Origin of the sequence: Marinospirillum sp. (assembly GCF_035271045.1) — a bacterium.
In the GTDB taxonomy this organism is placed as follows: domain Bacteria; phylum Pseudomonadota; class Gammaproteobacteria; order Pseudomonadales; family Halomonadaceae; genus Marinospirillum.
Map to the genome: position 1 here is coordinate 35,991 of NZ_DATESC010000017.1, position 26,410 is coordinate 62,400.

General features: G+C 42.0%; 26 protein-coding genes and 1 tRNA gene. 11 read left to right on the forward strand and 16 right to left on the reverse strand.

Features of this window, described 5'->3' with window-relative positions; translation table 11 throughout:
• Positions 1-27 precede the first annotated feature (27 nt).
• The 3 genes from thrS to purM form a co-directional block, all read right to left on the reverse strand.
• A complete protein-coding gene (thrS, locus tag VJY63_RS07010) occupies positions 28-1,923 on the reverse strand; it encodes a threonine--tRNA ligase (RefSeq protein WP_324049387.1) in 1,896 nt (631 codons plus the stop codon).
• 247 nt (positions 1,924-2,170) lie between these two features.
• The gene (purN, locus tag VJY63_RS07015; protein WP_324049389.1) at positions 2,171-2,878 is read right to left on the reverse strand and encodes a phosphoribosylglycinamide formyltransferase; all 708 of its coding nucleotides are present in this window, start codon (positions 2,876-2,878) and stop codon (positions 2,171-2,173) included.
• On the reverse strand, positions 2,875-3,933 hold the full coding sequence (gene purM / locus VJY63_RS07020) for a phosphoribosylformylglycinamidine cyclo-ligase (protein ID WP_324049391.1): 1,059 nt from the start codon (positions 3,931-3,933) through the stop codon (positions 2,875-2,877). The genes purN and purM overlap by 4 nt, the downstream gene beginning before the upstream one ends.
• Positions 3,934-4,089: 156 nt before the next feature.
• Here purM and VJY63_RS07025 point away from each other — a divergent pair, with 156 nt between their 5' ends.
• Positions 4,090-5,280 carry a DUF2066 domain-containing protein gene (locus VJY63_RS07025; protein ID WP_324049393.1) on the forward strand — a complete coding sequence of 397 codons (1,191 nt, stop codon included), beginning with the start codon at positions 4,090-4,092 and terminating at the stop codon, positions 5,278-5,280.
• A 164-nt stretch (positions 5,281-5,444) separates the two neighbouring features.
• A complete protein-coding gene (locus VJY63_RS07030; RefSeq protein ID WP_324049395.1) occupies positions 5,445-6,371 on the forward strand; it encodes a diguanylate cyclase in 927 nt (308 codons plus the stop codon).
• Positions 6,372-6,374: 3 nt separating this feature from the next.
• On the opposite strand, the gene VJY63_RS07035 is transcribed toward VJY63_RS07030, so the two are convergent.
• On the reverse strand, positions 6,375-6,788 hold the full coding sequence (locus VJY63_RS07035; RefSeq protein WP_324049397.1) for a DUF2069 domain-containing protein: 414 nt from the start codon (positions 6,786-6,788) through the stop codon (positions 6,375-6,377).
• Positions 6,789-6,829: 41 nt separating this feature from the next.
• On the reverse strand, positions 6,830-7,429 hold the full coding sequence (wrbA, locus tag VJY63_RS07040) for an NAD(P)H:quinone oxidoreductase (RefSeq protein ID WP_324049398.1): 600 nt from the start codon (positions 7,427-7,429) through the stop codon (positions 6,830-6,832).
• Positions 7,430-7,550: 121 nt separating this feature from the next.
• On the opposite strand from wrbA, the gene VJY63_RS07045 reads away from it, so the two are divergent.
• The 3 genes from VJY63_RS07045 (at position 7,551) to VJY63_RS07055 (ending at position 9,177) form a co-directional block, all read left to right on the forward strand.
• Entirely contained in the window at positions 7,551-8,828 is a 1,278-nt protein-coding gene (locus VJY63_RS07045; protein WP_324049400.1) for a YihY family inner membrane protein, read from the forward strand.
• Positions 8,825-9,022 carry a DUF3185 family protein gene (locus VJY63_RS07050; protein ID WP_324049402.1) on the forward strand — a complete coding sequence of 66 codons (198 nt, stop codon included), beginning with the start codon at positions 8,825-8,827 and terminating at the stop codon, positions 9,020-9,022. The genes VJY63_RS07045 and VJY63_RS07050 overlap by 4 nt, the downstream gene beginning before the upstream one ends.
• 79 nt (positions 9,023-9,101) lie before the next feature.
• A tRNA-Ala gene (locus tag VJY63_RS07055) sits at positions 9,102-9,177 on the forward strand.
• Between the two features lie 74 nt (positions 9,178-9,251).
• Here the strand turns inward: VJY63_RS07055 and apbC are convergent.
• On the reverse strand, positions 9,252-10,058 hold the full coding sequence (gene apbC, locus VJY63_RS07060) for an iron-sulfur cluster carrier protein ApbC (RefSeq protein ID WP_324049403.1): 807 nt from the start codon (positions 10,056-10,058) through the stop codon (positions 9,252-9,254).
• A gap of 84 nt (positions 10,059-10,142) precedes the next feature.
• On the opposite strand from apbC, the gene VJY63_RS07065 reads away from it, so the two are divergent.
• Both VJY63_RS07065 and VJY63_RS07070 read left to right on the forward strand, forming a co-directional pair.
• Complete coding sequence (locus tag VJY63_RS07065) at positions 10,143-11,252, forward strand: E22 family MetX-like putative esterase (protein WP_324049405.1); 1,110 nt, start codon at positions 10,143-10,145, stop codon at positions 11,250-11,252.
• Between the two features lie 12 nt (positions 11,253-11,264).
• Positions 11,265-12,041, forward strand: a complete 777-nt coding sequence (locus tag VJY63_RS07070) for an ATP-binding protein (RefSeq protein WP_324049407.1) — start codon at positions 11,265-11,267, stop codon at positions 12,039-12,041.
• A gap of 71 nt (positions 12,042-12,112) precedes the next feature.
• Here VJY63_RS07070 and VJY63_RS07075 read toward each other — a convergent pair whose 3' ends face one another.
• The 3 genes from VJY63_RS07075 to VJY63_RS07085 all read right to left on the reverse strand — a co-directional run bounded on the left by VJY63_RS07075 (position 12,113) and on the right by VJY63_RS07085 (position 15,007).
• A complete protein-coding gene (locus tag VJY63_RS07075) occupies positions 12,113-13,420 on the reverse strand; it encodes a TRAP transporter large permease (RefSeq protein ID WP_324049408.1) in 1,308 nt (435 codons plus the stop codon).
• Positions 13,417-13,902 carry a TRAP transporter small permease gene (locus VJY63_RS07080; protein ID WP_324049410.1) on the reverse strand — a complete coding sequence of 162 codons (486 nt, stop codon included), beginning with the start codon at positions 13,900-13,902 and terminating at the stop codon, positions 13,417-13,419. The genes VJY63_RS07075 and VJY63_RS07080 overlap by 4 nt, the downstream gene beginning before the upstream one ends.
• 100 nt (positions 13,903-14,002) lie before the next feature.
• Complete coding sequence (locus tag VJY63_RS07085; RefSeq protein WP_324049412.1) at positions 14,003-15,007, reverse strand: DctP family TRAP transporter solute-binding subunit; 1,005 nt, start codon at positions 15,005-15,007, stop codon at positions 14,003-14,005.
• Positions 15,008-15,161: 154 nt separating this feature from the next.
• Here VJY63_RS07085 and VJY63_RS07090 point away from each other — a divergent pair, with 154 nt between their 5' ends.
• The gene (locus VJY63_RS07090) at positions 15,162-16,151 is read left to right on the forward strand and encodes a GGDEF domain-containing phosphodiesterase (protein ID WP_324049502.1); all 990 of its coding nucleotides are present in this window, start codon (positions 15,162-15,164) and stop codon (positions 16,149-16,151) included.
• 68 nt (positions 16,152-16,219) lie between these two features.
• Here the strand turns inward: VJY63_RS07090 and yghU are convergent, their stop codons facing one another.
• Together yghU and VJY63_RS07100 are read right to left on the reverse strand one after the other, a co-directional pair.
• Positions 16,220-17,068, reverse strand: a complete 849-nt coding sequence (gene yghU, locus VJY63_RS07095) for a glutathione-dependent disulfide-bond oxidoreductase (protein ID WP_324049413.1) — start codon at positions 17,066-17,068, stop codon at positions 16,220-16,222.
• 14 nt (positions 17,069-17,082) lie between these two features.
• Positions 17,083-18,279, reverse strand: a complete 1,197-nt coding sequence (locus VJY63_RS07100; protein WP_324049415.1) for a DUF3095 family protein — start codon at positions 18,277-18,279, stop codon at positions 17,083-17,085.
• Positions 18,280-18,430: 151 nt separating this feature from the next.
• Between VJY63_RS07100 and VJY63_RS07105 the strand changes: the two genes are divergently transcribed.
• Entirely contained in the window at positions 18,431-18,997 is a 567-nt protein-coding gene (locus VJY63_RS07105; protein ID WP_324049417.1) for a glutathione peroxidase, read from the forward strand.
• Here the strand turns inward: VJY63_RS07105 and VJY63_RS07110 are convergent.
• Genes VJY63_RS07110 through ppsA form a run of 5 tightly spaced genes read right to left on the reverse strand, consistent with a single transcriptional unit; the run spans position 18,980 to position 24,897 of the window.
• Positions 18,980-19,561, reverse strand: coding sequence for a YigZ family protein (locus tag VJY63_RS07110; RefSeq protein ID WP_324049419.1), 582 nt, complete (start codon positions 19,559-19,561; stop codon positions 18,980-18,982). The two genes, VJY63_RS07105 and VJY63_RS07110, sit on opposite strands and share 18 nt — an antisense overlap.
• Positions 19,562-19,582: 21 nt before the next feature.
• On the reverse strand, positions 19,583-20,191 hold the full coding sequence (locus tag VJY63_RS07115) for a Maf family protein (RefSeq protein WP_324049421.1): 609 nt from the start codon (positions 20,189-20,191) through the stop codon (positions 19,583-19,585).
• Positions 20,184-21,998 (reverse strand): gamma-glutamyltransferase, encoded by a 1,815-nt coding sequence (gene ggt / locus VJY63_RS07120; protein ID WP_324049423.1) that lies wholly within the window; start codon positions 21,996-21,998, stop codon positions 20,184-20,186. Before ggt ends, VJY63_RS07115 begins: the two co-directional genes overlap by 8 nt.
• 6 nt (positions 21,999-22,004) lie before the next feature.
• A complete protein-coding gene (gene rraA / locus VJY63_RS07125; RefSeq protein WP_324049425.1) occupies positions 22,005-22,493 on the reverse strand; it encodes a ribonuclease E activity regulator RraA in 489 nt (162 codons plus the stop codon).
• A gap of 16 nt (positions 22,494-22,509) precedes the next feature.
• Positions 22,510-24,897, reverse strand: coding sequence for a phosphoenolpyruvate synthase (ppsA, locus tag VJY63_RS07130; RefSeq protein ID WP_324049427.1), 2,388 nt, complete (start codon positions 24,895-24,897; stop codon positions 22,510-22,512).
• Positions 24,898-25,046: 149 nt separating this feature from the next.
• On the opposite strand from ppsA, the gene ppsR reads away from it, so the two are divergent.
• Together ppsR and VJY63_RS07140 are read left to right on the forward strand one after the other, a co-directional pair.
• Positions 25,047-25,877: a posphoenolpyruvate synthetase regulatory kinase/phosphorylase PpsR gene (gene ppsR, locus VJY63_RS07135; RefSeq protein WP_324049429.1), complete on the forward strand. Its 831-nt coding sequence runs from the start codon at positions 25,047-25,049 to the stop codon at positions 25,875-25,877.
• A gap of 25 nt (positions 25,878-25,902) precedes the next feature.
• The gene (locus tag VJY63_RS07140; protein WP_324049431.1) at positions 25,903-26,391 is read left to right on the forward strand and encodes a hypothetical protein; all 489 of its coding nucleotides are present in this window, start codon (positions 25,903-25,905) and stop codon (positions 26,389-26,391) included.
• Positions 26,392-26,410: the final 19 nt, after the last annotated feature.

The following is a 26,410-nucleotide window of genomic DNA, read 5'->3' on the forward strand; positions in this document are numbered from 1 at the left end:
GTGACACATTGGGCTCTTGTGACACTGTTAGTGTTTTTCGAGCAGCTTGGACTTAAACGTTTCTAAATCCATAGACCCAAGGTCTTCGCCATATCGAGTACGAACTGTTACGGTTCGATTGTCAACTTCTTTATTACCAATAACAAGTAAATAAGGAATCTTAGCGAGTGTATGCTCGCGGATTTTAAAGCCTATTTTCTCATTTCTCAAGTCTGTTTCTACTCGAAAGCCCGAATTAATTAAATTTTCGGTCAATTCGTTGGCGTAATCGGCTTGTTTATCGGTGATATTCATCACCGCAACTTGCACCGGTGCTAACCAAGTAGGCAAATCACCCGCATAATGCTCGATTAAAATACCAATAAAACGTTCAAACGAACCTAAAATAGCGCGGTGTAGCATCACTGGATTTTTACGGCTACCGTCTTCTGCAACGTATTGAGAACCTAGACGATTGGGAAGCACGAAGTCAAGTTGTAGCGTACCACATTGCCAAACACGGCCTAAACAGTCGCGTAAAGAAAATTCGATTTTAGGACCATAAAAAGCGCCTTCGCCAGGTTGTAATTCCCACTTCTGACCAACTTTATTCAACGCACCTTCTAAAGCGTGTTCTGCTTTATCCCATAATTCATCATCGCCAAGGCGACCTTCTGGACGGGTTGAAAGCTTGAGCTCTACATCGTTAAAACCAAATGCTTTGTACACATCTAAGGTTAGCTGAATAAAGCGCGTTGATTCATCTTCCATCTGCTCTTCGGTACAAAAAATGTGTGCATCGTCTTGCGTAAAGCCACGCACACGCATTAAACCGTGTAAAGAACCAGAAGGTTCGTTACGGTGACACGCGCCAAATTCAGCCATACGCAACGGCAAGTCACGGTAACTTTTTAGACCTTGGTTAAATATCTGTAAGTGACAAGGGCAGTTCATGGGCTTAACAGCATAGTCACGGCTTTCAGAGACTGTCGTGAACATATTGGCTTGATAATGTTCCCAGTGACCAGAGCGCTCCCAAAGCACTTTATCAACGACTTGCGGTGTTCTGACTTCTTGATAACCATTTTTACGCTGAATGTCGCGCATATACGTTTCAAGAATTTGGTACAGTGTCCAGCCATTCGGATGCCAAAACACCATACCTGGTGCTTCATCTTGAATGTGAAATAAATCCATGCGCTTAGCTAACTTACGGTGATCGCGCTTTTCAGCTTCTTCTAGGCGATGCAGATAAGCACTTAAATCTTTTTTATCTGCCCAGCAGGTACCATAGATACGCTGTAGCATTTTGTTTTTTGAGTCGCCGCGCCAGTAAGCACCAGAAACTCGCATTAATTTAAAGGCTTTTATTTTGCCTGTGCTAGGAACGTGTGGGCCACGACACAGGTCGGTAAATTCGCCTTGGCGATACAAAGATAACTCTTCAGATACCGGAATATCGAGGATAATTTCTGCTTTGTAAACTTCGCCTTGCTGCTCAAAGAACTTAACGGCTTCATCCCGCGACATTACTAAGCGCTCAACAGGAATATCCTGTTTAACAAGCTCTGCCATACGCTTTTCTATGGATTCTAAATCTTCAGGTGTAAAGGTGCCATCAATGTCAAAATCGTAATAAAAGCCGTCTTCAATGGTTGGGCCAATAGTAACTTGAGACTGAGGCCAAAGCTGTTTAACGGCCATTGCCATTAAGTGGGCACAAGAGTGACGTAATACTTCAACGCCTTCAACATCTTTAGCAGTAATAATGGCTAGAGTGCTATCTTGGGTTATTAGATGACTGGTATCAACCAGCTCGCCATCCACTTTACCAGCCAATGCTGCTTTTGCTAAGCCAGCACCTATAGATTCAGCAACTTGAAATACGCTAACAGCCTGATCGAAATCACGTTGGCTGCCATCGGGAAGGGTAATTAAAGGCATTGTTTATCCTGAGCAGTGGTGTCCCGCACGAAAGGACACTTGGTTCATGTTCATGAAAGCAGAAGTTTTCTGATTATGGCGGCCACCAAACGAAGGTAACACTTTCCCATTAACAGTTGGCTTCTGTATCAAAAAACTAATTAGTTAAAAACCTAGTTAGTCAAAAACTAAGCATTAAAAGAAAAGCCGACTTAAACAGTCGGCGCAAAATAATGCCATCAAACAGTGGTTTTGTCCAATTCAAACACTAGTTACTAGGGTTTTCTTGGTATAAAACACCTTGGATTGGTAGGGGTTTTCCGTCAAGCGTTGGGTAATTACTAATCAGTTGTAATCGCCCTTGTAAAAACCAACGAACTGCAATGGGGTACAAAATATGCTCTTGCACCTGCACTTTACTGGCTAAGCTAGCTTCATCATCGTCTAGTGTGACGGTAACTTTAGACTGTAAAATTAAAGGCCCACCATCTAACTCTTCGGTAACAAAGTGAATGCTTAGGCCATGTTCCTCATCACCAGCTTGCAGTGCGCGACGATGCGTGTGTAGCCCTTTGTATTTAGGCAGCAAAGAAGGGTGAATATTTAATAGTTTGCCATGAAATTTAATCACAAAAGCCGGTGATAAAATTCGCATAAAACCCGCTAAAACAATTAAATCAGGTTGCTGCTCTTCCACTAAGCGTGCCAGTTGTAAATCATAGGTTTCACGGCTTGGGAAGTCTTTTGCAGACAGTGTTAGCGTAGGAATATTCGCTTGGCGTGCTCGCTCTAAGCCAAAAGCTTCGGCTTTATCACTAATAACAGCAACTATTTCGCCACCTAAGCTATTTGCACCACTCAAACCATCCTTGGTTTGAGCCGTATCAATAAGCGCTTGCAGATTGCTACCGTTACCAGAAATAAGCACGACAACCCGACGTGCATCAGGCGCTGCGTCTGTTTCGGGTGAGATCATGCTTTAAGACCTTTAATCACTACCGCCTCTTCACCTGCTAGACGCTGGCTAAGTACACCAAGTTCAAATACGGTTTCACCAGCGGCTTCTAGCTTTTTGGTTAGTACGTCAACCTGTTCAGCAGCAATGGCTAATACCATACCAATACCGCAGTTAAGTGTGCGATACATTTCTTTTTCTGCAACTTGACCAACGTCTTGCAGCCAATCGAATACCACTGGGCGCTGGTAATTAGTAAGGTCTAGCTCTGCTTTGCAGTCGTCTGGTAATACACGGGGAATGTTTTCATACCAGCCACCACCAGTAATGTGCGATAACGCGTGAATACCTTCATCACCACGTACTAAAGGTAATAAAGATTTAACGTAAATACGCGTAGGTGCCATTAAAGCATCACCAAGCTTTTGACCGTCTTTTAATAAAGTGTCTAACGAGTCACCTGATACTTCAAGCAACTTACGAATCAGCGAATAGCCATTAGAGTGCGGGCCAGAAGACGCCAAACCTAGTAACACATCGCCAGCCTTTACTTGACTGCCATCAATAATTTCAGATTTTTCGACAATACCCACACAAAAACCGGCTAGGTCATAATCATCACCTTCGTACATACCGGGCATTTCGGCTGTTTCACCACCAACCAATGCACAACCGGCTTGCTCACAGCCTGCGCCTATGCCGGTTACAACATCGGCAGCAACATCAATATTTAAGTGACCTGTGGCGTAGTAATCCAAGAAAAACAAAGGTTCAGCACCGCAAACAAGCAAGTCATTAACGCACATGGCTACTAAGTCAATACCAATGGTGTCATGCTTGTTTAGATCCATTGCCAAACGTAGTTTAGTACCAACACCGTCAGTACCAGAAACTAATACAGGCTCACGGTAACCAGCGGGGATTTGGCAAAGAGCGCCGAATCCACCCAGTCCACCCATCACTTCCGGGCGACTGGTGCGCTTGGCAACACCTTTAATACGTTCAACTAGGGCATTGCCTGCGTCTATGTCTACACCAGCATCTTTATAAGTAATCGGGGTTTTGCTACGGCTCATGGAGTGTCCTGCGTTGAAAAAATTGAATTGGGCAAGAAGCGTAAAGTTGCGTATTCTAGCACTCCAGCGAACGAGTCTCCATTAAGTAGAGCCGCTCAAGTTAAAATTTTTATGTTTAAATAAATGCCCCCACTTAAAGTAAAGGGAATCCAATAGGTGAAACTCATAAAAACACCCTTTTTGCTCAGTAAGCTTTTTTTAGTGATGCTACTGTTAAGTCAAACGGTTTATGCCGCACGTTTAACGAATCTTTATACATTAAATAGCTTAGTCTCTGACACTTCAGATGAGCAACGTGCAGCCGTTGCGAATGTGCTGTTGCGTGAACTTTTAGTACGTGTTTCGGGCACTGAACGGGTGCTTGAAAAAATGCCACCTACTGATTTTATTACAGCGCCTGAAGTCTTTGCTAAGCATCCTAACTTTAAACTTTGGACAGACCTTACCTCAGCGCAGCGTTTAATTAATCAGTATAGCTATAACGCTAGCTCAGCGTTATTGATGACTGAAACGGGCGAAAAAATTCCAGCGCAACAACTTGAATTAACTTTCGATGAAGGCGGTGTAAAGCAGTTATTGCAACAACTGCAAGCGCCAATCTGGGACATTAATAGGCCTAATGTTTTGTTTTGGGTGGCCTTGGAAGGGCGTGGTGGACGCACTTTAATTACCCCCGCGTCTAATCAGCCTTTATCCAACGTATTAATTAGCCAAAGTAGCAAACGCGGCATTCCTTACCTATTACCTGATTTCACATTAAATCCCGTAGCTGATTCGTTATTTTCTGATATTTGGGGTGGTTTTACTCAACAAATTACAGCTGCCTCTGCCCCTTATCAACCCGATGCAGTTTTAGTTGGTAAAATTAGAGCTTCGGGTAATCAATGGCGTGTTGAATGGCAGTTGATGGTAGGTAGTACTAACATCAAACACACCGTATCTGTTGCAACTTTAAGGGATGCGTTGCAAGAAGGTGTTAACTTTGCAGCTGAAAAATTATCCAGCCGTTACGCCAGCAATGCCAGCCAAAGCACTGGTACTTACAAAATCATGGTAGGTAATGTGGCTAAAGTGCAAGATTATGCCGCGATAATGAATAATTTTAATCGTTTATCGTTAACCAGTAATGTGCGTGTGGTGCAGTCGACTAATCAACAAGTGTTGTTTGAAATGACGTTGCGAGGAGGCTTAAATCAGCTGCGTGCTAACTTAACGCTTGATAGCCGATTAAAAGAAACCTCTTTTTTAGGATTGCAGCAAGCAGCAAGTCACCCTACTACGGCTTTGCGAAAGAATAATGCAACAGTTGAGCAAGCCGATGCTTATTTTTATTGGCAATCTAACTAAGTATTCCCTTTGTTCGTCAGGTATTAAGTTGGTAATATTTACCAGTCGATTACAACTATTTATGATTAAGGCTTTCACTTGCAGGCCGCTTAGAGTTAATCTATAGACGTTAAAAGGTTAGCAATTTAAGCAAACTGTAGCGTAAGCGTTAGAAGGAAAAAGTCTTGACTAGAATTTCTGAGCAGGAAATAACTCTCATTCTTCAGCAGTCCCTAGATCTTATTTTAATCCTTGATCCGGGTGATTTAACGTTGATGTTTGTAAACGATCATGGAGCTAGCTGGTTAGGTTATACAGCAGCAGACCTTATGGATAAACTGCCTATCGAGTTTATGCCAGAAATGTCTGCTGCTGAGCTGGAAGCTATACTTGAAAACTTACGTCTTCTTGACGACGGGGAAGGTTCAGTAGTTGTCACACCTGTACGCCGTAGTATAGGCAACGATCACGACTTTGAATTCCGCCTGAATTTAATTAAAATAAAAGGCCGTGAATTTGTTTTAGCCAGTGGTCGAGACATCGCTGAACGGGTTGCTGTGACCGATGAAGTACATAACTTGCTAGCCGTTGCTCAAACTGAATCACGCCAAGATAAAACAACTAAGCTTTATCAGCGCGATGCATTTTTACAACTGTTTCGCGAATTAGTCGGACAGGTTGGGCCTGATGGATTGCGTTTAGCTTTAGTTATCATCGATCTGAAAAACCTGCATGAGATCAATACTCAATATGGTCAAAGTATTGGTGATCGCGTGCTGCGTAGTATGGGTAGTTTACTATTGCATGCAGTTTCTCGTGATGAGATTTGTGCGCGTTTTAGTGGGCGTAAGCTGTGTATTTTAATGCCCGGTAAAGGGCAACATGATGGCTTAGTGTTGGCTGATAAGTTAAACCGCGCATTAACGAAGGTTAAGTATTCAGAGTTCCCTACTTTGCGTGTGCATTCTAGTATTGGTGTCGCTGAATTACCCGAACCAAATGAGCCTGAATTATTACTAGAAAAAGTAATTAGCCAAATGCGCGAACTCAAATCAAATGATGTCGCGCAAGAGGTTCATCGCTTAGGGCTGTTAACGCTACAACTGCCTTAATAATTATGGTGCTGCGTCGGCAATAATTGCACCGCGTAGCTCCATACCTCGCCAACGGCCATACATCATAGCTGCCGTAAACAGTATTAAAGCCAATAACGCCTGCAATGCACCTAATCCTGCTTTGCCAGGGATTATAAAGGTCGTTGTTCCCTGCATAAAATACACTAAACTTACAAAGCACAACCAAGCATGGCCGCGTGGATCACGCATTATAACAGCAGGTAAAAATATTAATAATGGTACCCAAAGTACAGTTAAAATCACCCATAAACGGCTTTCTTCAGGTAACGGATTAATAATTAATCCTGCCAATAAAAGTGCTAACAAACCAAAATAGCTTAGCAAGGTTAGCCAACGACTTACTTTAAGTTTTAAATTTAATTCTTTACGGGGTAACGGGGCAGCAGGTTTCACAGGTAATCAGTATCCCTAGTAATGTCTTTGTTGGTCAGTTTTTATTTAGCTAGCTTTAACGCTAAACACGCAAGGCGTTTACCCTGTTCTCGGCAAAGCTTTAGTTCGGTTGCACTCAATTCACTATCGCCTTTAGCACCTGATACATGGGTTGCACCATACGGAGTACCACCATCCGTTGTACTACTTAACTCAGGATTAGAATAAGGAATGCCTGCCCAAATCATGCCGTGATGTAATAAAGGAATAGCCATTGTTAGCAAGGTCGTTTCTTGCCCACCGTGTAGGCTTGAAGTGGATGTAAACGTACCGGCAGGTTTATCAATTAATGCACCTGACAACCATAAACTGCTGGTTGAATCCAAAAAATATTTCATCGCGGACGCCATATTACCAAAGCGTGTTGGGCTACCTAACAACAAACCAGAACAGTTACGCAAATCTTCTTCTGTGCAATAAACAGCCCCTTCGGTTGGCACTGTAGGTTGCGTTGCTTCGCAAACACTTGAAATTGCTGGAACGGTGCGTAAACGGGCTTCAATACCACCCAGCTGTTCAATGCCTTCTGCCATCGCACGCGCCATATTAGCCGTGCTGCCGTTACGAGAATAATAAAGCACTAGAACGTAGGGTTGTGACATAAAATTTCCTTTAAATCGTTTAGATAAAAATAGCAAAGGTAGCAGCATTGCTTATTGCTTAGGTTTTAAGTGTTAGAATGCAGCCATTCTAACAGTCTGCGATAAGGATTAAACCTTTGATATGCAAAGTCTCAAGTCTTTAATTAACAAAATCTTGCGTTTAAGAGGTATTTATTATCTTTGGCAGGTTATTCAACGGTTTTTGCAAGATGATGGCCCACGTAATGCAGCAGCGCTCACCTACACCTCCTTATTTGCCGTTGTACCCATGTTAATGATGGTTTACTCCATGTTAGCGGCACTGCCCATTTTTCAAGGCGTGGGTGAAGAATTACAAATCATGTTGTTTGAAAATCTAGTCCCAGCAACAGGTCAAGTCATACAGGATTATATGGGTGGTTTTGCTAAACAAGCACGGCAAATGACCCTTGTTGGTGCAATCGTTTTAATTGCAACAGCTGGCATGATGATTGTTAGCATAGAAAAAGCGTTTAATCGTATTTGGCGTGTTAAAAAACCACGCCGTGGTTTACAAGCATTTTTAATTTACTGGACGGTATTAACGCTAGGGCCTTTATTGTTGGGTGCAGGCATGGTGCTAAGCTCTTATCTAACTACTTTACCGCTATTAGATAAATTAAATGGTTACACGGGTGGCGGTGTTGCTACATTATGGAAATTTCTGCCTTTCATGTTCAGCATCTTAGCGTTTACCTTGCTGTATTGGGCGGTGCCTCACTGTAAGGTTAGGTTTCGTGATGCAGCATTGGGTGGTTTGGCCATGGCATTTTTATTTGAAGCCGCTAAAAAAACATTTACTTGGTTTGCTAGTAGTTTTCCTAGCTACGAGCTTATTTATGGTGCTTTTGCCGCTTTTCCATTGTTTTTGATGTGGATTTATTTATCTTGGATGATGATTTTGCTTTGCGCTGAATGGGTTGCTATCCGTGGCTTACCCATTAAAAAGCAATACGCTGCGGACAGTTTAGAACCCAGTTTACAAATGTTGGTCATTTTAAAAGAGCTATGGGAAGCATTTGAAAACGCCGAAGGTATAGAAGAGAATCATTTACGCACATTAGCTTGCAGTGAAAATGCCGAGCAATGGCAAGCAAATATCAGCTGGATGCAACAGCATAAATGGATAGTTTTTGATAAAGAGTATGAAGTGTGGTTGCCTGGGCGTGATTATAGCCGCATCAGCTTTGCGACTTGGCTACAAGCCTTACCGTGGCGTTTACCTAATACCGACACTTGGCCAGAATCTTTGGCTAGCTTAAAAGATTTACGTGAAACGCTACGAGCATTACAACAGCAAGAAATTGAAAGCTTTACAGCACCGCTGGGGCAATACTTAACGCGCGAAAACCTTGACATAAAAGACGGTAAAACATTATGAGACGCGCTATTAGCTTAGTATTAATCATCATTGGTATTTTGTTACTTTATTGGGGGTATGATCTGCAACAACAATTGGATATGCAGCTAATTCGTCAAGTAACTGGCGAAGCACCAGAACAGGTTTGGCAATATTATTTAACGGGCATTGCCTCTGTTGTAGTGGGTGGTTTAGGTGTATGGAAAACGTTTTAACGCTATCTTGTAGATTAATAGTGCTTTGTAAAACTTGACAAGGCTAGTTTTTTGGCTAGAATACGCGCTATTAAGTTTTGGGGGTATAGCTCAGCTGGGAGAGCGCTTGCATGGCATGCAAGAGGTCAACGGTTCGATCCCGTTTATCTCCACCAAGTTTTATAAGCCAGATGTCTTATTTAGATATCTGGCTTTTTTTATACTTAAAGCATTAGTTTTTTAACTGCAATCAATCACCCATGCTAATGCTTGGGCCTGCTGTTTCAACTAAGCTATCTACTTTATCGCTAATTTTAGCTGCAATCTTGGCAAAAATAGCCGCAGCAGTGCCTGTAGGTTCGCTGATGACTAACGGTTGACCTAAATCCATTTGTTTACGAATATTCAATAAAAGTGGCAACTGACCTAGTAAATCGGTTTGGTATTCTTCAGCAATCCTTTCACCACCACCTTCGCCAAAAATCGGTTCACTATGACCACAGCTAGAGCAGGTGTGCAGGCTCATGTTTTCTACCACACCTAACACCGGCACTTTTACCTGACGAAACATTTCAATACCGCGCTTGGCATCTAAAAGGGCGATATCTTGTGGCGTAGTAACAATAACAGCACCAGTAACTTTTACTTTTTGTGCCATGGTTAATTGAATATCACCCGTGCCTGGCGGCATATCAATAAATAGGTAATCTAAATCTTGCCAACGGGTTTGATTAAGTAGCTGTTGAAACGCACCAGCAGCCATAGGGCCGCGCCAAATCATCGGGGTTTTAGCATCCACTAAAAATGCCATCGACATAATTTGAATGCCGTGGGCAATGATAGGATCAAAACTTTTGCCATCATCCGAGTCAGGTTTACTACCAGCAGGCACAGCAAACATTTGCGCTTGGCTAGGGCCATAGATATCAGCATCTAAAACACCCACGCGCTTACCTGTTGCTGCCATTGCCATAGCAAGGTTTGCTGTTACAGTCGATTTACCAACGCCACCTTTACCTGAAGCAACGGCAATAATATGCTTTACACCATCGGTCATTTTATACTCCTCACAAGGTTTATAAAACACATCTTAGTCTTGTTTATTGGCTAGGGCAAAGGACTTACTAGAAGGATATTTCTTATGCTGGTTGAAAAAAAACACTATAAATTGCAGGGCTTTACCACCACTAATGGGCAATTCATTCCAGAAGTAAATATAGGTTGGGAAAGCTGGGGCAAACTAAATGCCCAGCGTGATAACGCTATTCTGGTTACTCATTATTTTTCAGGCTCTAGCCATGCAGCTGGGCGTTACCAAGAAGATGACCTGCTTGCAGGCTATTGGGATAGCATTATTGGCCCTGGCAAGCCTTTGGATACTGATAAATACTTTATTATTAGTAGCGATACTTTGGTTAACCAAGAACCCTTCAACCCTAGGGTGATTACCACTGGCCCTGCCACGACTAACCCTGAAACGGGCAAACCTTGGGGATTAGATTTTCCCGTGGTGACTATTCGTGACTTTGTAGAAGTGCAGCGGTCTTTATTGCTTTTTTTAGGGATTGAAGAACTTCATGCTGTTATTGGCCCTTCGATGGGTTCGCTGCAAGCCTTAGAGTGGTCTATAGCCTACCCAGAAGCGGTTAAGCGCATGATTTCAGTGATAGGTATGGGTGAGGCTGATGCGTGGAGTTGCTTAGGCTTACAGCAGTGGGCAGAACCGATTCTCAACGACCCTTTATGGCGTGAAGGTAATTATTATAACGCTGCAGCGCCGGTTGCCGGTGTGCAGCAAACGCTAATGCAAATAACCCTTGCTGCTATGTCACCGGCAATTATTAACAAAACCTTTCACAAGCATTACCCTTTGGAAGAAGCACCTTCAAACTTTGTTCAGCAAAACTTTCGTATGGTGGACTATTTTAAAGCCCAAAGCTTGGCACAAACAAAATACGCCGATGCTAACCATCTCTTGTATTTAATTCGTGCTAATCAATTATTTATTGCTGGGCAGGGTAAAACACTAACCGAAGGGCTACAGAAAATTCAGGCCAAGTGTTTGTTCTTACCTGCCACTAATGATTTATTATTAAGGCCAGCCTTAGCGCAAAAAATTCACCAAGCGCTATTAAGTTTAGGTAAAATAAGCCGTTATGCTGAAATTGAGGGTGATTGGGGCCATTTAGATGGCCTTAACTCCATTACCAGCCAGGCCGAAACACTTAGGCAATTTATTAATCAAGATTAGAGTTAAACAACGATGCTTGCTTCAGAAATTGATTGGGAAAAAGCTAAAGGTGCGGTGTGGCGAGTTCATGCTAAGCGCCTAAAGCCAATTATAGATTTTTCAGCCTTCCCCTTAGAAAGGCTGCTAGGTATTGAGCGTCAAAAAGCCGCTTTGGTACAAAATACCGAACAATTTATAGCCGGTGAAGCCTGTAATCATGTGCTGTTATGGGGTAGCCGTGGTACAGGCAAAAGCTCATTAATTCGCGCACTTTTAAACGAATATTATGCATCAGGATTAAGGGTAATAGAAATTCCAAGAGAAAATCTAAGCTGGCTACCTGAAATTTCTGATGAGCTGCGTTTATTACCTTATCGTTTTATTATCTTTTGTGATGATTTAAGCTTTGAAAGCGGCGAAAGTGGCTATAAAGGCTTAAAAAGCATTATGGAAGGCTCGTTAGAAACACCACCAGAAAACATTCGTGTTTACGCTACCAGTAACCGCCGTCACCTAGTGCCGGAGTATCAGAGTGATAACCAACAGGCAAGCGTGGGTTCACGCGGTGAATTGCATTTAAGCGACAGCGTAGAAGAACGTATTTCTTTAGCCGATAGGTTTGGTTTAAGCCTTTCATTTTATTCAGGTAACCTAGACGATTACCTTACTTTAGTTGAAAGTTATTTTGCAGGTTATCAAGGTGATTGGCAGGCGTTAATGCAAGAAGCACGGCAGTTTGCACAAGCTCGTGCTTCTTATAGCGGACGTACCGCCCAACAGTTTTTTAACTTTAAAGGTAAGTTAAACTAAATTTAACCAGCAAGCCTTAACAAACAACCCTACCAACTCATTGTTTCTAGCTAGTTGGTAGGGCATTGTTTTTAGGTGGTTGAATAACCTAAATATTCAGGCAACCAAAGTGCAATTTGCGGGAAAAACATAACCAACAACAAAGCACTGAACATAGTCAGCATAAATAGCATTGCCCAACCAAAGGTTTGCTCTAATCGTATATTAGCAACTTTAGTCGTCACCATTAGGTTAATAGCGACAGGTGGCGTGAACTGGCCTATAGCAATATTCATCGCCAATAAAATACCAAACCAAACAGGGTTCCATTCAAAGTGATTAATTAAAGGCACTAGAATGGGCGTTAAAATTAAGTAGATAGAAATAGCATCCAACAGCATACCTGCCAGCAAAACCAGTAACATAACTAAAAAAAGCAGCGTTAAAGAATTATCTGAAATAGAAAGTATGACATCAGCTAAGCGCGTAAAAGTGCCTAAGGTAGTACCCGCCCAAGCAAAAATACCGGCTAAAGCAATAATAATCAGCACTATGCCTGAAATTTTAACAGCCTCATTAAATAGCTCAAATAAGCTAGAAAAAGTTAACTGCTTATAAATTAAGGTGCCAATAATTAAGCCATAGGTTACTGCTACTACTGCGGCTTCAGTGGGTGTAAATAAACCAGATCGTAAACCACCTAAAATAATAACCGGGGCTAATAATGCGGGAATGGCTTTTATAAAGCTTTTTTTAATCGAAGGACGCTCTGCATCAGCAGATGTATCGGGCGCTTCCCAACCATTCCTTTTCGATAAAAAATAAGCAGGCACCAATAAAGATGCACCGGCTAATAAGCCTGGAAATAAACCCGCTGCAAATAGCGCACGTAAATCTAAGCCAGGCAACATCACTGAGTACAAAATAAGTGCGATAGAAGGTGGAATTAGTATCGCAGTTGATGAAGCAGCAGCAATTAACGAGGCCGAAAATGGCTTTGGATAGCCCGCTTTAGTCATGCTTGGTAACATAACCATAGCAACAGCGGCTGCATCGGCAGGACCAGACCCACTCATACCACCCATAATTAAGCAGACTAAAACAGCCACCAATGTTAAGCCACCATACCTGCGTCCAATTAATGATTGTGCCAAATTAACTAAGCTTGCTGCGACACCTGCCCGTTCAAATATAAGCCCCGTTAAAATAAATAACGGAATAGCAATCAGTGGGTATTTAGCAACGCTGTTATAAGTATTGGTGCCTAAAGTTGCCAGCATATCGGGGGACAATCCTGTTACTATGCCTGCTGCACCACCCAAACCTAACGCAAAAGCCACTGGCATACCTAAGAATAAACAGGCACCAAAAATGACTAACATCCATAAATCAGGACTCATTGCTGTTCCTCTATTGGATTATCACCCTGCTGTAAACGGCTAAACAAATTTTGTGTACTGCGAAAAATAATGGCACTCGCCAGTAGCGGCAGCCAAATTAAGTAAATCCAAGTGGGATAACCCAATCCTGGTGACGTCGATTCCCACATAAATTCTTCATACGTTAGTAAGCCGCCATACCAAACAATTAAGCTAAGCACGATAATACTGCCCAACCATTGCATAACATAAGCGATACGGCGACCGATTAAACCTAAGTATTTTTCTAATAAAGTAACGCGAATATGCTCGTTAGTTTTTGCAGCAACAGCAGCACCAGCGAAAGCAAGTATGACCATTAAAAAGACTGAAAACTCTTCAGTAAAGGCAAAAGAAGCATTCGTTGTATAACGTACTAAAACGTTAGCTAAACTAATAATACAAATAGTGGCTAAGGCAATAATTCCTAGCCAAGATTCAAGTGAGATACGAGGTTTTGACATGATTTATTTATAGCCAATAATGTAAAACTCAAGATTAAGTATGAACATTTAAAACTTAACCTTGAGTTAGGTTTTTTGATTGTTGAATAGCCGTTATTAACTAACGATTGTTAATGGCTGTTTGTGCGGCATCTACTAATTTCTTACCAATTTTTGGTGTCCATTTTTCATAAACACTTTTAGTGGCAGCAACAAAAGCTTGGTGCTGCTCAGGCGTAAGTTCAGTGACTTCTACGCCACGGTCACGAATGGATTGCAGGGTTGCATCTAACTCAGCACGTGATTTAGCAATTTCCCACTGACCCGCATCATAAGCGGCTTGCTTTAATAGCTTTTGATCTGCAGCAGATAAACTCGACCAAACACGCTTACTGGCACCAAAAATTAGCGGGTCATTCATATAATGCCAAAGCGTTAAGTATTTTTGATTAGCCCGGTCAGCACGCGCAACATCAAATACGGCTAAGGGGTTTTCTTGGCCATCAACAGCACCCGTTGTTAATGCGGGCAGCGCATCGGTCCAGCTCATTTGTGTTGGATTAGCACCCAATGCATTAAAAGTATCTAAAAATAGCGGTGAACCAACTACACGAACCTTTAACCCTTTGAAATCAGCGGGTTGGTTTAAAACGCCTCGCGAGTTAGATAACTCACGAAAACCATTTTCACCCCAAGCCAAAGGCACAACACCGCGTTTTTCAATGGCATCAAAAACCATTTGACCCGCTTTACCTTGTGTAATTGCATCAACAGCAGCGTTATCAGGCATCAAAAAAGGTAGCGAGAAAAGATTAGCTTCTGGTACTTGGGTCGACCAATTAATTGTAGAGCCAACCGCCATATCAATTAAACCACTACGCATAGCAGAAAACTCACGGGTTTGGTCACCCGATACCAATTGTGCGTTAGGGTAAACTTTTAACGTAATACGACCGTTTGAACGCTCTTCTACCAACTCAGCCCATTTAGCGGCTGCTTGCCCCCAAGGAAAGGCATCCGATAAAACAGTAGAAACCGAAAGTTCACGGGTTTCTTGTGCAAAAACAGGCGCAGCACCCAAGCTTAAACAAGCGGCACTCAGTACCAGCCATTTCTTGATGTTCATTACTCACTCCAACGTTGTTTTTTTAGGCGAACGATATTAGCAGAATTCAAGGCTAGGATTGTGTTTAAATTGAATTTTTGCCTAGGCCTCTAGCCTTGCACACCTAACCTAATGGATTGCACTTGATTGCTAAATACAGGAATCAATACACGACATTACTCAACTTGCTGATCTTATAAAAAAGACACTACAAAAACCTGTTATTATTGATAATAAACAAGTGGCATTAAGCCCATCCATTGGCATAGCACTTTTCCCTACTGACGGCTTTGAAGCAGATGTGCTACTAACCAATGCACAAACGGCTTTAAATGAAGCAAAAAATACTGGCCGAGATACTTTTTGTTTTTTTGATCATAAAATGAGTGATGAGGCACGTAAGCTACTCAATTTAGAGCAAGCTTTGCGCTCAGCCATTGGCGATGGTGGTTTAAGTCTGCATTATCAACCTAAAGTTTACTTAGCCAATCAAGAAATCTGTGGTTTAGAAGCTTTAATACGCTGGCAACACCCTAAACTAGGCTCATTATCGCCTGCCATTTTTATTCCTTTAGCCGAAGAATCTGGGTTAATTATAGAAATAGGTGCTTGGGTTGCAGAAGAAGCGTGCCGAGCGCTAGCCCGTTGGCGTGATGCTGGTTTAAGCTTACCTAGAGTCGCTATTAACGTTGCAGTGCAACAACTAGAACAAGAAGAATTCCCAGACTGGTTAGAAGCTTTAGTGCTACGTTATAACCTAAGCCTTGATAATATTGAACTAGAAGTTACTGAAACCGGCTTAATACATAATGAACGGGGTATGCTGCAAACTTTAAATGCATTGGATAAGAAAGGATTTCGCATTGCTTTAGATGATTTTGGTACAGGTTATTCAAGCCTTTCTTACCTACGAAAACTGCCCCTTTCTACTTTAAAAATAGACCGTTCTTTTGTAATGGATATGAGCTATGACAACATTAGTCATAGCATAGTACAAACCATTATTCAGCTAGCACAAAATTTAAACTTAGATTTAGTTGCTGAAGGCATTGAAGAAGAAGAGCAAGGCCAAAAATTGCTGGCAATGGGTTGCCAACACGCACAAGGCTTTTTATATTACAAACCACTGCCCGAATCAGAGTTAATAAAATTACTACGGCCTTAATCTAAAGAAAAAATATTATCTATTTCTAAAGTGCCACTAAAATAAATTAGTGGCACTTTTATTTTAAACTAGATTATTTTATCAATATCACTAGCAGAATGGCGTTCTGCTAATTGATTTTTTTCTTCGCCCCACACACGGTTAACGCTACGACCCCTTTGTACAGCCGTTCTATTACGAATAAGCTTTGCCCAACGCTGTACATTTTTATAGCTTTTAGTGTCTAAAAATTCAGCGGCTTCGTAAATATCGTTATTAACCAAAGCACCATACCAAGGCCAAATTGCCATATCAGCAATGGTATAGTCTTCACCGGCTATGTAGGTATTGTCGGCTAATTGGCGGTCTAAAACATCTAACTGGCGTTTAACTTCCATAGCAAAGCGGTTAATCGGGTATTCATATTTTTCTGGTGCGTAGGCATAAAAATGCCCAAAACCACCCCCTAAAGTTGGGCCAGCCCCCATTTGCCAGAATAACCAGTTTAGGCATTCTGTGCGTTTAGCTAAATCTTTAGGAATAAAAGCATCAAATTTTTCTGCTAAATATAAGAGAATAGAACCCGATTCAAAAACTCGCAGCGGTGGATTAACACTGTTATCAATAAGTGCAGGAATTTTTGAGTTAGGGTTAATTTCTACAAAACCGCTAGAAAACTGATTGCCTTCGCCAATACGAATTAAATGCGCGTTATATTCAGCACCAGTAATGCCTTTAGCTAACAACTCTTCTAGCATAATGGTTACTTTCACACCGTTAGGTGTGCCTAACGAATAAAGCTGTAAAGAATGCTCACCTACAGGCAATATTTTTTCGTGCGTTGCACCGGCAACAGGTCGGTTGATATTGGCAAATTGCCCACCATTACTTGCATCCCAAACCCACACTTTAGGCGGCGTATAACTTAAATCACTCATGGTATTCTTCTCCATTATTGCTTTAGTTTTAATTTTAGCTTTAACGATTTAGCTGCAAGGGCATAACCGCCATCGCAACCATCAACAAAATGAATGTGTTTTACACCCACTTGGCTAATTAAACAGGTTAACTGCGCTGCTGTGCTAATGTGTAAACCATAAAGCAATTGACCGGCTTGTTCTTGATTTTTTAACCAGCTCTCAAATTCAGCCAGTGGGATTTTTTTGGCTGCAAACACCGAGCGAAAAGTATCATCTAATTTACGATAATCACTATTTAATAAGGTTGCTTCTTTATAGCTACCCCAATTAATTTTGCCTAAGCGAACATTTAGTTTCATTAAAATAGCGCCCAGCAGATTTTGTAAACGCAACGCCCATACTTTAAAGAACAAAGCGTTAATTTTTAATGAAAAAGATTGGTGTTTAGAAGAGAAAATTTTAGCTTTAGCTTCTCCCATTAAATAACTTTCACCATACATAAGCTGCAAGCCATCTAAACTAAGCGGCTGTTGTTGTTCATCGTTACCAAAATACTGCTGCATTTTTTCAACTAGCTGTTGATATAAAGCCAATTGTGCTTCTGTGCCTGGATTTAATGCTTGCACCAAAAGACTAACCGTCACTTCTTGTGGACTAGCAATTGTATTCCAACGGCATTGAAATCCAGTTAAATCAGCTTTCGCTTCACCATCGGCTTGATGAATATGCCATTGAGTATTTTTTTTAATTTGTTTTTCTGCTTCATTTAAACCACCACCAATAAAAATGGCTTGATATAAACTTTTACTTTTTACATAACGTGCGATCAAAATGGATGCTTTTGGTTTAATCGCTTGGTAAGGCAGCAAAGCCGCTCTTAGTTCTAAATTAAAACTTTCTGCTGCAAATTTGATACAACCTCGCAAAGCCGTTTTTGCTGCTTCGACGCATTGAGGTGGAATGCAAAAAGTTGCACCATCACCACCAAATACATAAGGAATAACAGTAGGATTTACTGCATTTAAAATAGCCGCCACCGTACAACCACCTAAACTATTGATGTCTCGGTAACGGCCTTTTTCAATGGCTGTAGTAGAGTCTTTAATGTCAGTGACAATCACCCACCAGTCATTGGGTAATTCTTGGTAGCTAGTCGATTTAAAAACCTCTTTAAAATCATAAACTTGATTAAGGTTGACATAAAAATTGTGACTATTATTTTTTAACATTTAAATTAGATAATCATTTCAGTTAATTGAGTAACAAACCTTAACATAAATTTCTGGACGTTTAGACATTTCTACAGGACAATCAAGCTATTATTAGCTAACTTTTTAAACCCTGTTTATTTAAAAAACCACTCAATTCGTGCCTAACCTTATGAAACGTATCTTAATCTGCTTAACGTTATTACTGCTTAACCCTATCAGCCCTGTTAGCACTAGGACTTGGGCTGAACCTTCTGTTTGCCCAGCCTTGTTAGACTCTAATCAGCGTGAATTGAACGCTACACAATCGTTTGATTTGTGCCAATTTGCTGGGCAGCCTTTATTAATTGTTAATACCGCAAGCCATTGTGGTTTTACAGCGCAATTTAAGGGTTTAGAAGCTTTACAGCAGCAGTACGCAGCGCGTGGTTTGATAATACTAGGGTTTCCTTCAAATGATTTTAAGCAAGAAGAAAAAGAAGAAAGTAAAACGGCTGAAGTGTGCTTTATTAATTATGGTGTCACCTTTTTAATGTTTTCAACCAGCTCCGTTGCTAAAGGTAAATTAAACCCTGTTTTTAAAGCGTTAGAAGCAATGGGTGCGCCTTTACCCCGTTGGAATTTTCATAAGTATTTAATTAATGTTGACGGTGAACTGGTTGGAACATTTGGCAGTAAAACTGAACCTGAGTCTGCTGAAATGAAACAAATAATCGAAAAGCTACTCCAACAACCTTAATTGTCCTCTTACCTGCTCTGAAAAACCTTCCAAAAAGCGATTCAGAGCTTGATCTTCCCCTTCTATTGCTGCAATCACTTCATGCGTATAATTGATGGCTAGACTAATTTTTTGTTGCTCAGCTAAGCGCCTTAATAAAGATTCATGTTCAAAAGCCACTGCTAACTTTAATTGTACAGGTAGAGTTAAATCGACATAAACCGCCTGTTGTAATGGCTCGCTAATGGCTTGGCTATAAGCACGGACTAAACCACCGGCACCGAGTTTAACGCCACCAAAATAACGTACTACCGTTGCTAGTACGTTATCTAAGTCTTTGTGTTGCAAAACATTTAGCATAGGGCTTGCAGCTGTGCCTGAAGGTTCACCGTCATCAGATTGCTTTACTTGGCCATTTGCTAATAAGGAATAGCAAACGTGGGTTGCTTCTGGGTGTTGTTGCCGTAGCGCTTGTACTATTTGCAAGCCTTCTTCGCTGCTTAAAATAGGCTCTACTCGACCCATAAAGCGCGATTTTTTTATTTCGAGCAAAAAATTAACAGGCATTGCCAGTGTTTTTGACATAATGGTTTATTTTATCATTTATTAGATAACGGTATATTTAAGTTGGCGAAGCTGTAAATAGATTTGCTCTAAAGGCAAACCCACTACATTAGAATAACTGCCGTTAATGCCTGTGACAAAAGCAGCACCTAAACCTTGAATGCCGTAACCACCGGCTTTATCGCTGGGTTCACCCGTTGCAACATAAGCCAAAATTTCATCATTACTTAATAGCCTAAAGCTAACGTCAGTCGTAACCACGGCTTGTTGAGCAACTTCACCTTGAATTAGCTGCACTGCTGTAGTGACTTGATGCGTGCGCCCAGAAAGCTTTTTTAATAGCTCAACAGCATGAGTATTTGATTCTGGCTTCCCTAAAGGGCAACCATCTAACACCACTTCGGTGTCGGCGGCTAAAACTGGGTAGCTGCTTAAATGCTTAGGAAGGCTAGCTAGTACCGCTGCGGCTTTAGCTCTAGCAAGGCGTAACACGCGGTCTGCTCCCACTTCAGTAGCAATAAGGCTTTCATCAATATCGGCGGGTAAAATATGTAATTGAAGTGCCGGCATTAGCTGTAGTAATAACTCACGTCTGCGGGGTGATGCTGAAGCCAATACTAAACCTGTTGGAATTTTAAGTAATTTATTCACCAGCAACCCAACCTTCACGGCGTGGATCGGCTCCACCTAAAATGCCTTTAGGTGTTACCAGTAACATTTGAATACCACTGGTTAAATCCCTTTCTTGCAATTCATAAGCCCGTTTTCCTAAGCCTGCTTGCATGATTTTTGAAAAACCGTTTGTTTCTAACAAGCTTACTTGGGAATTAAAATTAGCAATATTGGGCAGCTCTATGGCTTCTTGCGGTGCCAACTGCCAGCCTAAACTGGCAAGTAAAGTTTTGGCTGTAAAATGAATAATGGCTGCACCGCCTGGCGAACCTAAACTTGCCACCAGTTCATCGGCATGGGCGCTAAAAACCAAAGTAGGGCTCATGCTAGAACGTGGGCGCTTGCCCGCTTCAACACGATTAGCTACCCATTTACCCGTTTCATCTTGTGGCTGAAAAGCAAAGTCGGTTAGTTGATTATTTAAAAAGAAACCACCCGCTAAACCTGTGCCACCATCCACTAGAATACGTGACCCAAAGGCTTGCTCTATGGAACTGGTCATAGCAACACCATTGCCTTGGGCATCAATCACACTTAAATGACTAGTACCGTATTCAGGTTGTTCGGGTTGTAATACATAACTGCTTTCAAAATTTTCTGGCTTACCGGCTTGGGCAATACCTTGAAAATCAAAACCTATTTCACTAGCACGTTGCTGTAAATAAGCTGGGTTAATTAGGCTTAGCCAGTTATTAGCCGGTGCTTCTACAAATTCAGGATCAGCTACATACAAGGCTCGGTCAGCAAAAGCTAGGCTAGAAGCGGCTAAGTATTGGTGTAAACCTTCAGCGGTATAAAACGTTTCTTGGCTATGACTGGCTGAATTGTCTACCTGCTCTAATATACCCAATATTTGCATGATGGCGAGCTGACCCGAAGACGGTGGCGGAAAACCACACACGCGGTAATTTTGCCAAACACCGCATAAAGCTTCACGCGCTAAAGGCTGATAATTAGTTAAGTCAGCGGCATTCATTTTACCGGATAAACGGCTGGTTTCGTTTACCGCAGCCACTATGTTTTTAGCGATAGTTCCTTGATAAAAAGCATCGCTACCCTTGTCAGCAACTTGTTTTAAGATAGCTGCCATAGCCGGATTTTTTAATTGATAACCCACCGGCAAAGCACTGCCATCGGCTTGGTAATAATAAGCACGGGCGGCGGGGTTATTTCTTAAAGCTGGGTCTTTTTCTAATAACAAATGCAGCCTTTGGCTAATGTCAAAGCCTTCTTTGGCAAGTTGAATCGCAGGTTTAAATAAATCTTGCCAAGGTAATTTACCTTGCGTCTTATGCGCGGCTTCAAGCATTTTCAATAAACCAGGAACACCAACACTTTTACCGCTAGTCACCGCCGTCATAAAAGGAAGTGGCTTACCTTGTTCATCTAAAAACAAATTGGGTGTTGTAGCAGCAGGCGCAGTTTCTCGGCCATCCCAAGCAATGAGTTCACCATCTTTCCAGCTTAATAAAAAAGCACCGCCACCAATACCGCTGGATTGCGGCTCAACTAAGTTAAGCACTAATTGTGCAGCAATGGCGGCATCTAGCGCATTACCACCCGCAGCAAGCATACTTTGACCAACTTTAGCGGCTAAGGGATTGGCTGCTGCAACGGCTTGTTTAGAATAAGTCCAACCAGGACGCGCTTGTAAACCACTCGCCATTTCAGGCGGTTGTAATTTATCAGGTGAAGGCGCTGCTGCCGGTTGTTCATCCGAACCACAAGCAGCTAACAACACGGCTGCCGCTAAAGGCAAAAACAAACAACGGGCAGTAGGCAACATAAAAATTTACTCAGGCATGGTTAAAGGTTCGGGTGAAACGATAATGCCGTTATTATCCGCATAAACATAATCACCGGGTACAAAAGTTACCCCACCAAAAGAAACAGGGATTTGGTATTCACCCACCCCACGTTTTTCAGACTTTTTAGGGTGAGTGCCGAGTGCTTGTACGCCTAAATCTAGCTCGTTAATAATATCAATGTCACGAATGCAGCCGTACATGACGATACCTTCCCAACCATTTTCTACGGCTTTTTCAGCCAGCATATCGCCCAACATAGCGCAACGAAAAGAGCCACCCGCATCAACCACCATCACTTTGCCTTTGCCGTCTTTTTCAACTTCTTCTTTAACTAAAGAATTGTCTTCAAAGCATTTAATGGTGACAACTTCGCCACCAAAAGACATTCGACCACCTAGGTTATTAAAAATAGGCTCAACCACTTCAATAAGTTCAGGATAAGCATCACATAAATCAGGCGTTACATAGTCCATTTTCAACTCCAGCTCATTATTCAGGGGTTTGATTTGCCAACATAAACCAAGTATCTAAGACGGCATCTGGGTTAAGTGAAACAGAGTCGATGCCTTGTTCCATTAACCAACGCGCTAAATCGGGGTGATCTGACGGGCCTTGGCCACAAATTCCCACGTATTTGCCTTGTTTTTTACAGGCATTAATTGCCATAGAAAGTAACTTTTTAACGGCTGGGTTACGTTCATCAAACAAGTGCGCCACTATGCCAGAGTCACGATCCAAACCGAGCGTTAACTGGGTTAAGTCGTTAGAACCAATAGAAAAACCATCGAAGTATTCTAAAAACTCATCCGCCAGCAAAGCATTAGCTGGCAGTTCACACATCATAATTAGCTTTAAGCCATTTTGACCGCGAACCAAACCTTTCGCTTCAAGCAGTTCAGAAACACCCTTCGCTTCACCCACGGTACGTACAAAAGGCACCATGATTTCAATATTGTCTAGCCCCATCACATCACGCACTTTTTTCAAAGCACGGCATTCCAGCTCAAAACAGTCACGGAATCTAGGCGACAAATAGCGTGAAGCACCACGAAAACCCAGCATGGGGTTTTCTTCGGCTGGCTCATACAACTTACCACCGATTAAGTTTTCGTATTCGTTCGACTTAAAATCTGACAAACGAACGATTACCCGCTTAGGCCAAAAAGCAGCCGCTAAACTGGCAATACCTTCTACCAACTTTTCAACATAAAACTCAATCGGGCCAGCATAGCCTTTAATACGGCCACTAATCGTTGCTTGCAACTCGCTGGGTAGGCTATCAAACTCTAACAACGCTTTGGGGTGAATGCCGATCATGCGGTTAATAATAAACTCTAAACGCGCCAACCCAACGCCTTCATTAGGCAAAGCAGCAAAACCAAAGGCACGGTCTGGATTACCAATATTCATCATAATTTTAAAGGGGATTTTAGGCATGGCTTCAATGCTGTTGGTCAGCAATTCATAATCCAGTTTGCCTTCATAAACAAAGCCGGTATCGCCTTCAGCACAAGAAACGGTTACTTCTTGGCCATCTTCTAATAAATCCGTTGCATCACCACAACCCACTACCGCAGCAATGCCCATTTCGCGGGCAATAATCGCGGCGTGGCAAGTACGACCACCCCGGTTCGTGACTATGGCTGAAGCGCGTTTCATTACAGGCTCCCAGTCTGGGTCGGTCATATCGGTAACTAAAATATCGCCTTCTTCAACCTTATCCATTTCGTGCGGGCCAGAAACAATACGCACACGACCAGCACCAATACGCTGACCAATTGCACGGCCTTCAACTAAAATTTTACCTTGCTCTTTAAGTAAAAAACGCTCCATAACATTGCTGGCATCACGGCTTTTTACCGTTTCTGGACGCGCTTGAACAATGTAAAGTTGTTGGTCATCACCGTCTTTAGCCCATTCAATGTCCATAGGACGCTGGTAATGCGCTTCAATAATCATCGCTTGGCGTGCTAAGTTCATCACTTCATCATCACTTAAAGAGAAGCGATCCCTGTCTGCTTTATCGACATCCACGGTTTTAACTGATTTAGCCGTGGTTGCTGCATCACCGTAAACCATTTTAATCAGTTTACTGCCTAGGCTGCGGCGTAAAATAGCAGGACGATTTGCTGCCAAAGTAGGTTTGTGAACATAAAATTCATCGGGATTAACCGCACCCTGTACCACTGTTTCGCCCAAACCATAAGCACTGGTAACAAATACCGCATCACGAAAACCAGATTCTGTATCTAGGGTAAACATAACCCCAGCAGTGCCGGTTTCTGAACGCACCATTTTTTGTATACCCGCAGACAGTGCAACACCTGCGTGGTCAAAGCCTTGGTGAACACGGTAAGAAATAGCACGGTCATTAAATAAAGAAGCAAAAACTTCGTGAACCGCCTGCTTAACCTCAGCAAAGCCTTGAATATTCAAAAAAGTTTCTTGCTGACCCGCAAAAGAGGCATCAGGTAAATCTTCAGCTGTTGCCGAAGAGCGTACCGCCACTTTTAAACCAGTATTTTTTTGTTCTAGCTGAGCATAAGCTTCAGCTAAGGCTGCTTCTAAAGCCGGTGGAAACGGTGTTTCAATGACCCATTGACGAATGTTTGCACCACAAACCGCTAGCGCTTTAACGTCATCAACGTTTAATTCATCTAAGGCTTTATTGATTCGATCAGCCAAGCCATCGTGGGCTAAAAATTCACGGTAAGCATCGGCAGTCGTAGCAAATCCACCAGGCACTTGCACCCCAGCATTAGCTAAATTACTAATCATTTCACCCAGCGAAGCGTTTTTACCACCAACCCGCTCAACGTCCTGCATACCCAGCTGGTCAAACCAGACAATATATTCACCCGCAGCTGTTTTATTCAAGACACGTCTCCAGTCAGAATCAGAAAAAGTTCATACGTGGCTTTCAACACTAAAAACAGGCAAAATTGTTTGCACTCTTATTTAGACAGTGCCAAGCCACTTTAAAAATTCACGCTGATGATAACACGAATTAGGATGACAGAACCCCCATGAAACGCACCGCATTTTTCATTTCTGATGGCACAGGAATCACCGCAGAAGCACTAGGGCGTAGCCTTTTAGCGCAATTTGAAGGCATTCAATTTGAACAAATAACCAAGCCTTATATTAACACTGAAGAAAAAGCGCACGCCATTGTAACCTTAGTTAATGCCACCGCTGTTAAAGATGGCGCTCGCCCTTTACTGATTGATACGGTAGTCGACCAAACCATTCGCACCATTATTAGTAAAAGTAAAGCGTTAAACATTGACGTATTTACTTCTTTTTTAGAACCATTAGAGGAAGAGTTAAAAACACGCTCCACTTATTCTGTTGGGCAAAGTCATGGCCTTTCAAAAGCAAAAGAAGACACCTATAAAGCACGCATTGATTCTGTTCATTTTGCGCTAGACAACGATGACGGCGCACGCACGCATCACTATGACAAAGCCGATATTATTTTGATTGGCGTATCGCGCTGCGGAAAAACCCCCACCTGTATTTATATGGCGCTGCAATTTGGCATACGCGCTGCTAACTATCCCATTACTGAAGACGATTTACTGGATAGCGAATTACCCAAAGCACTGCGCCCTTATCGCCATAAGCTATTTGGTTTAACCATCGAGCCAGAGCGCTTATCGTCAATTCGTAATGAACGTCGCGCCAACAGCAACTATGCTTCACTCAAGCAATGCACGCGTGAAGTAGCAGAAGTCGAAGCGCTGTATAGCCGACATAATATAGGTTTTGTCGATTCAACCCATTATTCAATTGAGGAAATTTCAACTAAGATAATGGCTGAAGCAGGCATAGAAAGACGTTTTTCACCACGCTAAAAATTTTACTTAGGGATAAATAAACATGAAAACACTAAAAAAATCACTCTATAACAGCCGTCTTTTACTGATTTTATTGCTGCTAGCCATATTTGCAGGCTGTAGTGATGATGACGAGAACAAAGGCTCGACCGCTAGTGTTAAAGATGGAACGCTAGAAAAACTGTTTACTTATCCAGTCATTCAAGGCTGCAGCACTTGCCATTACGGTAGTGCTAGTGGGCCAGACCTTTCAAAAGCAAACTTTACCAGTAACCTAGTGGGTAAAAAGCGTAATGATTTTAATTGGGATGATTTTTTAACGGTAACAGCTGATTGCGGAACAATAACGACCTATGTGGATGCTGGCGGTAATGCCAATCGATCATCCGTGTTAAACAGCATTTCACAAACTTACAATGATGGCTCTTGCACATCAGCAATTGGATACCATGAAGCAAATAATGCTGTTTTAAGCGCTGCTGCATTGATTGATTTTCAACTTTGGATTGAAAACAGTACGCCTGCTAATTAGTCATTAAAGGAAACAATAA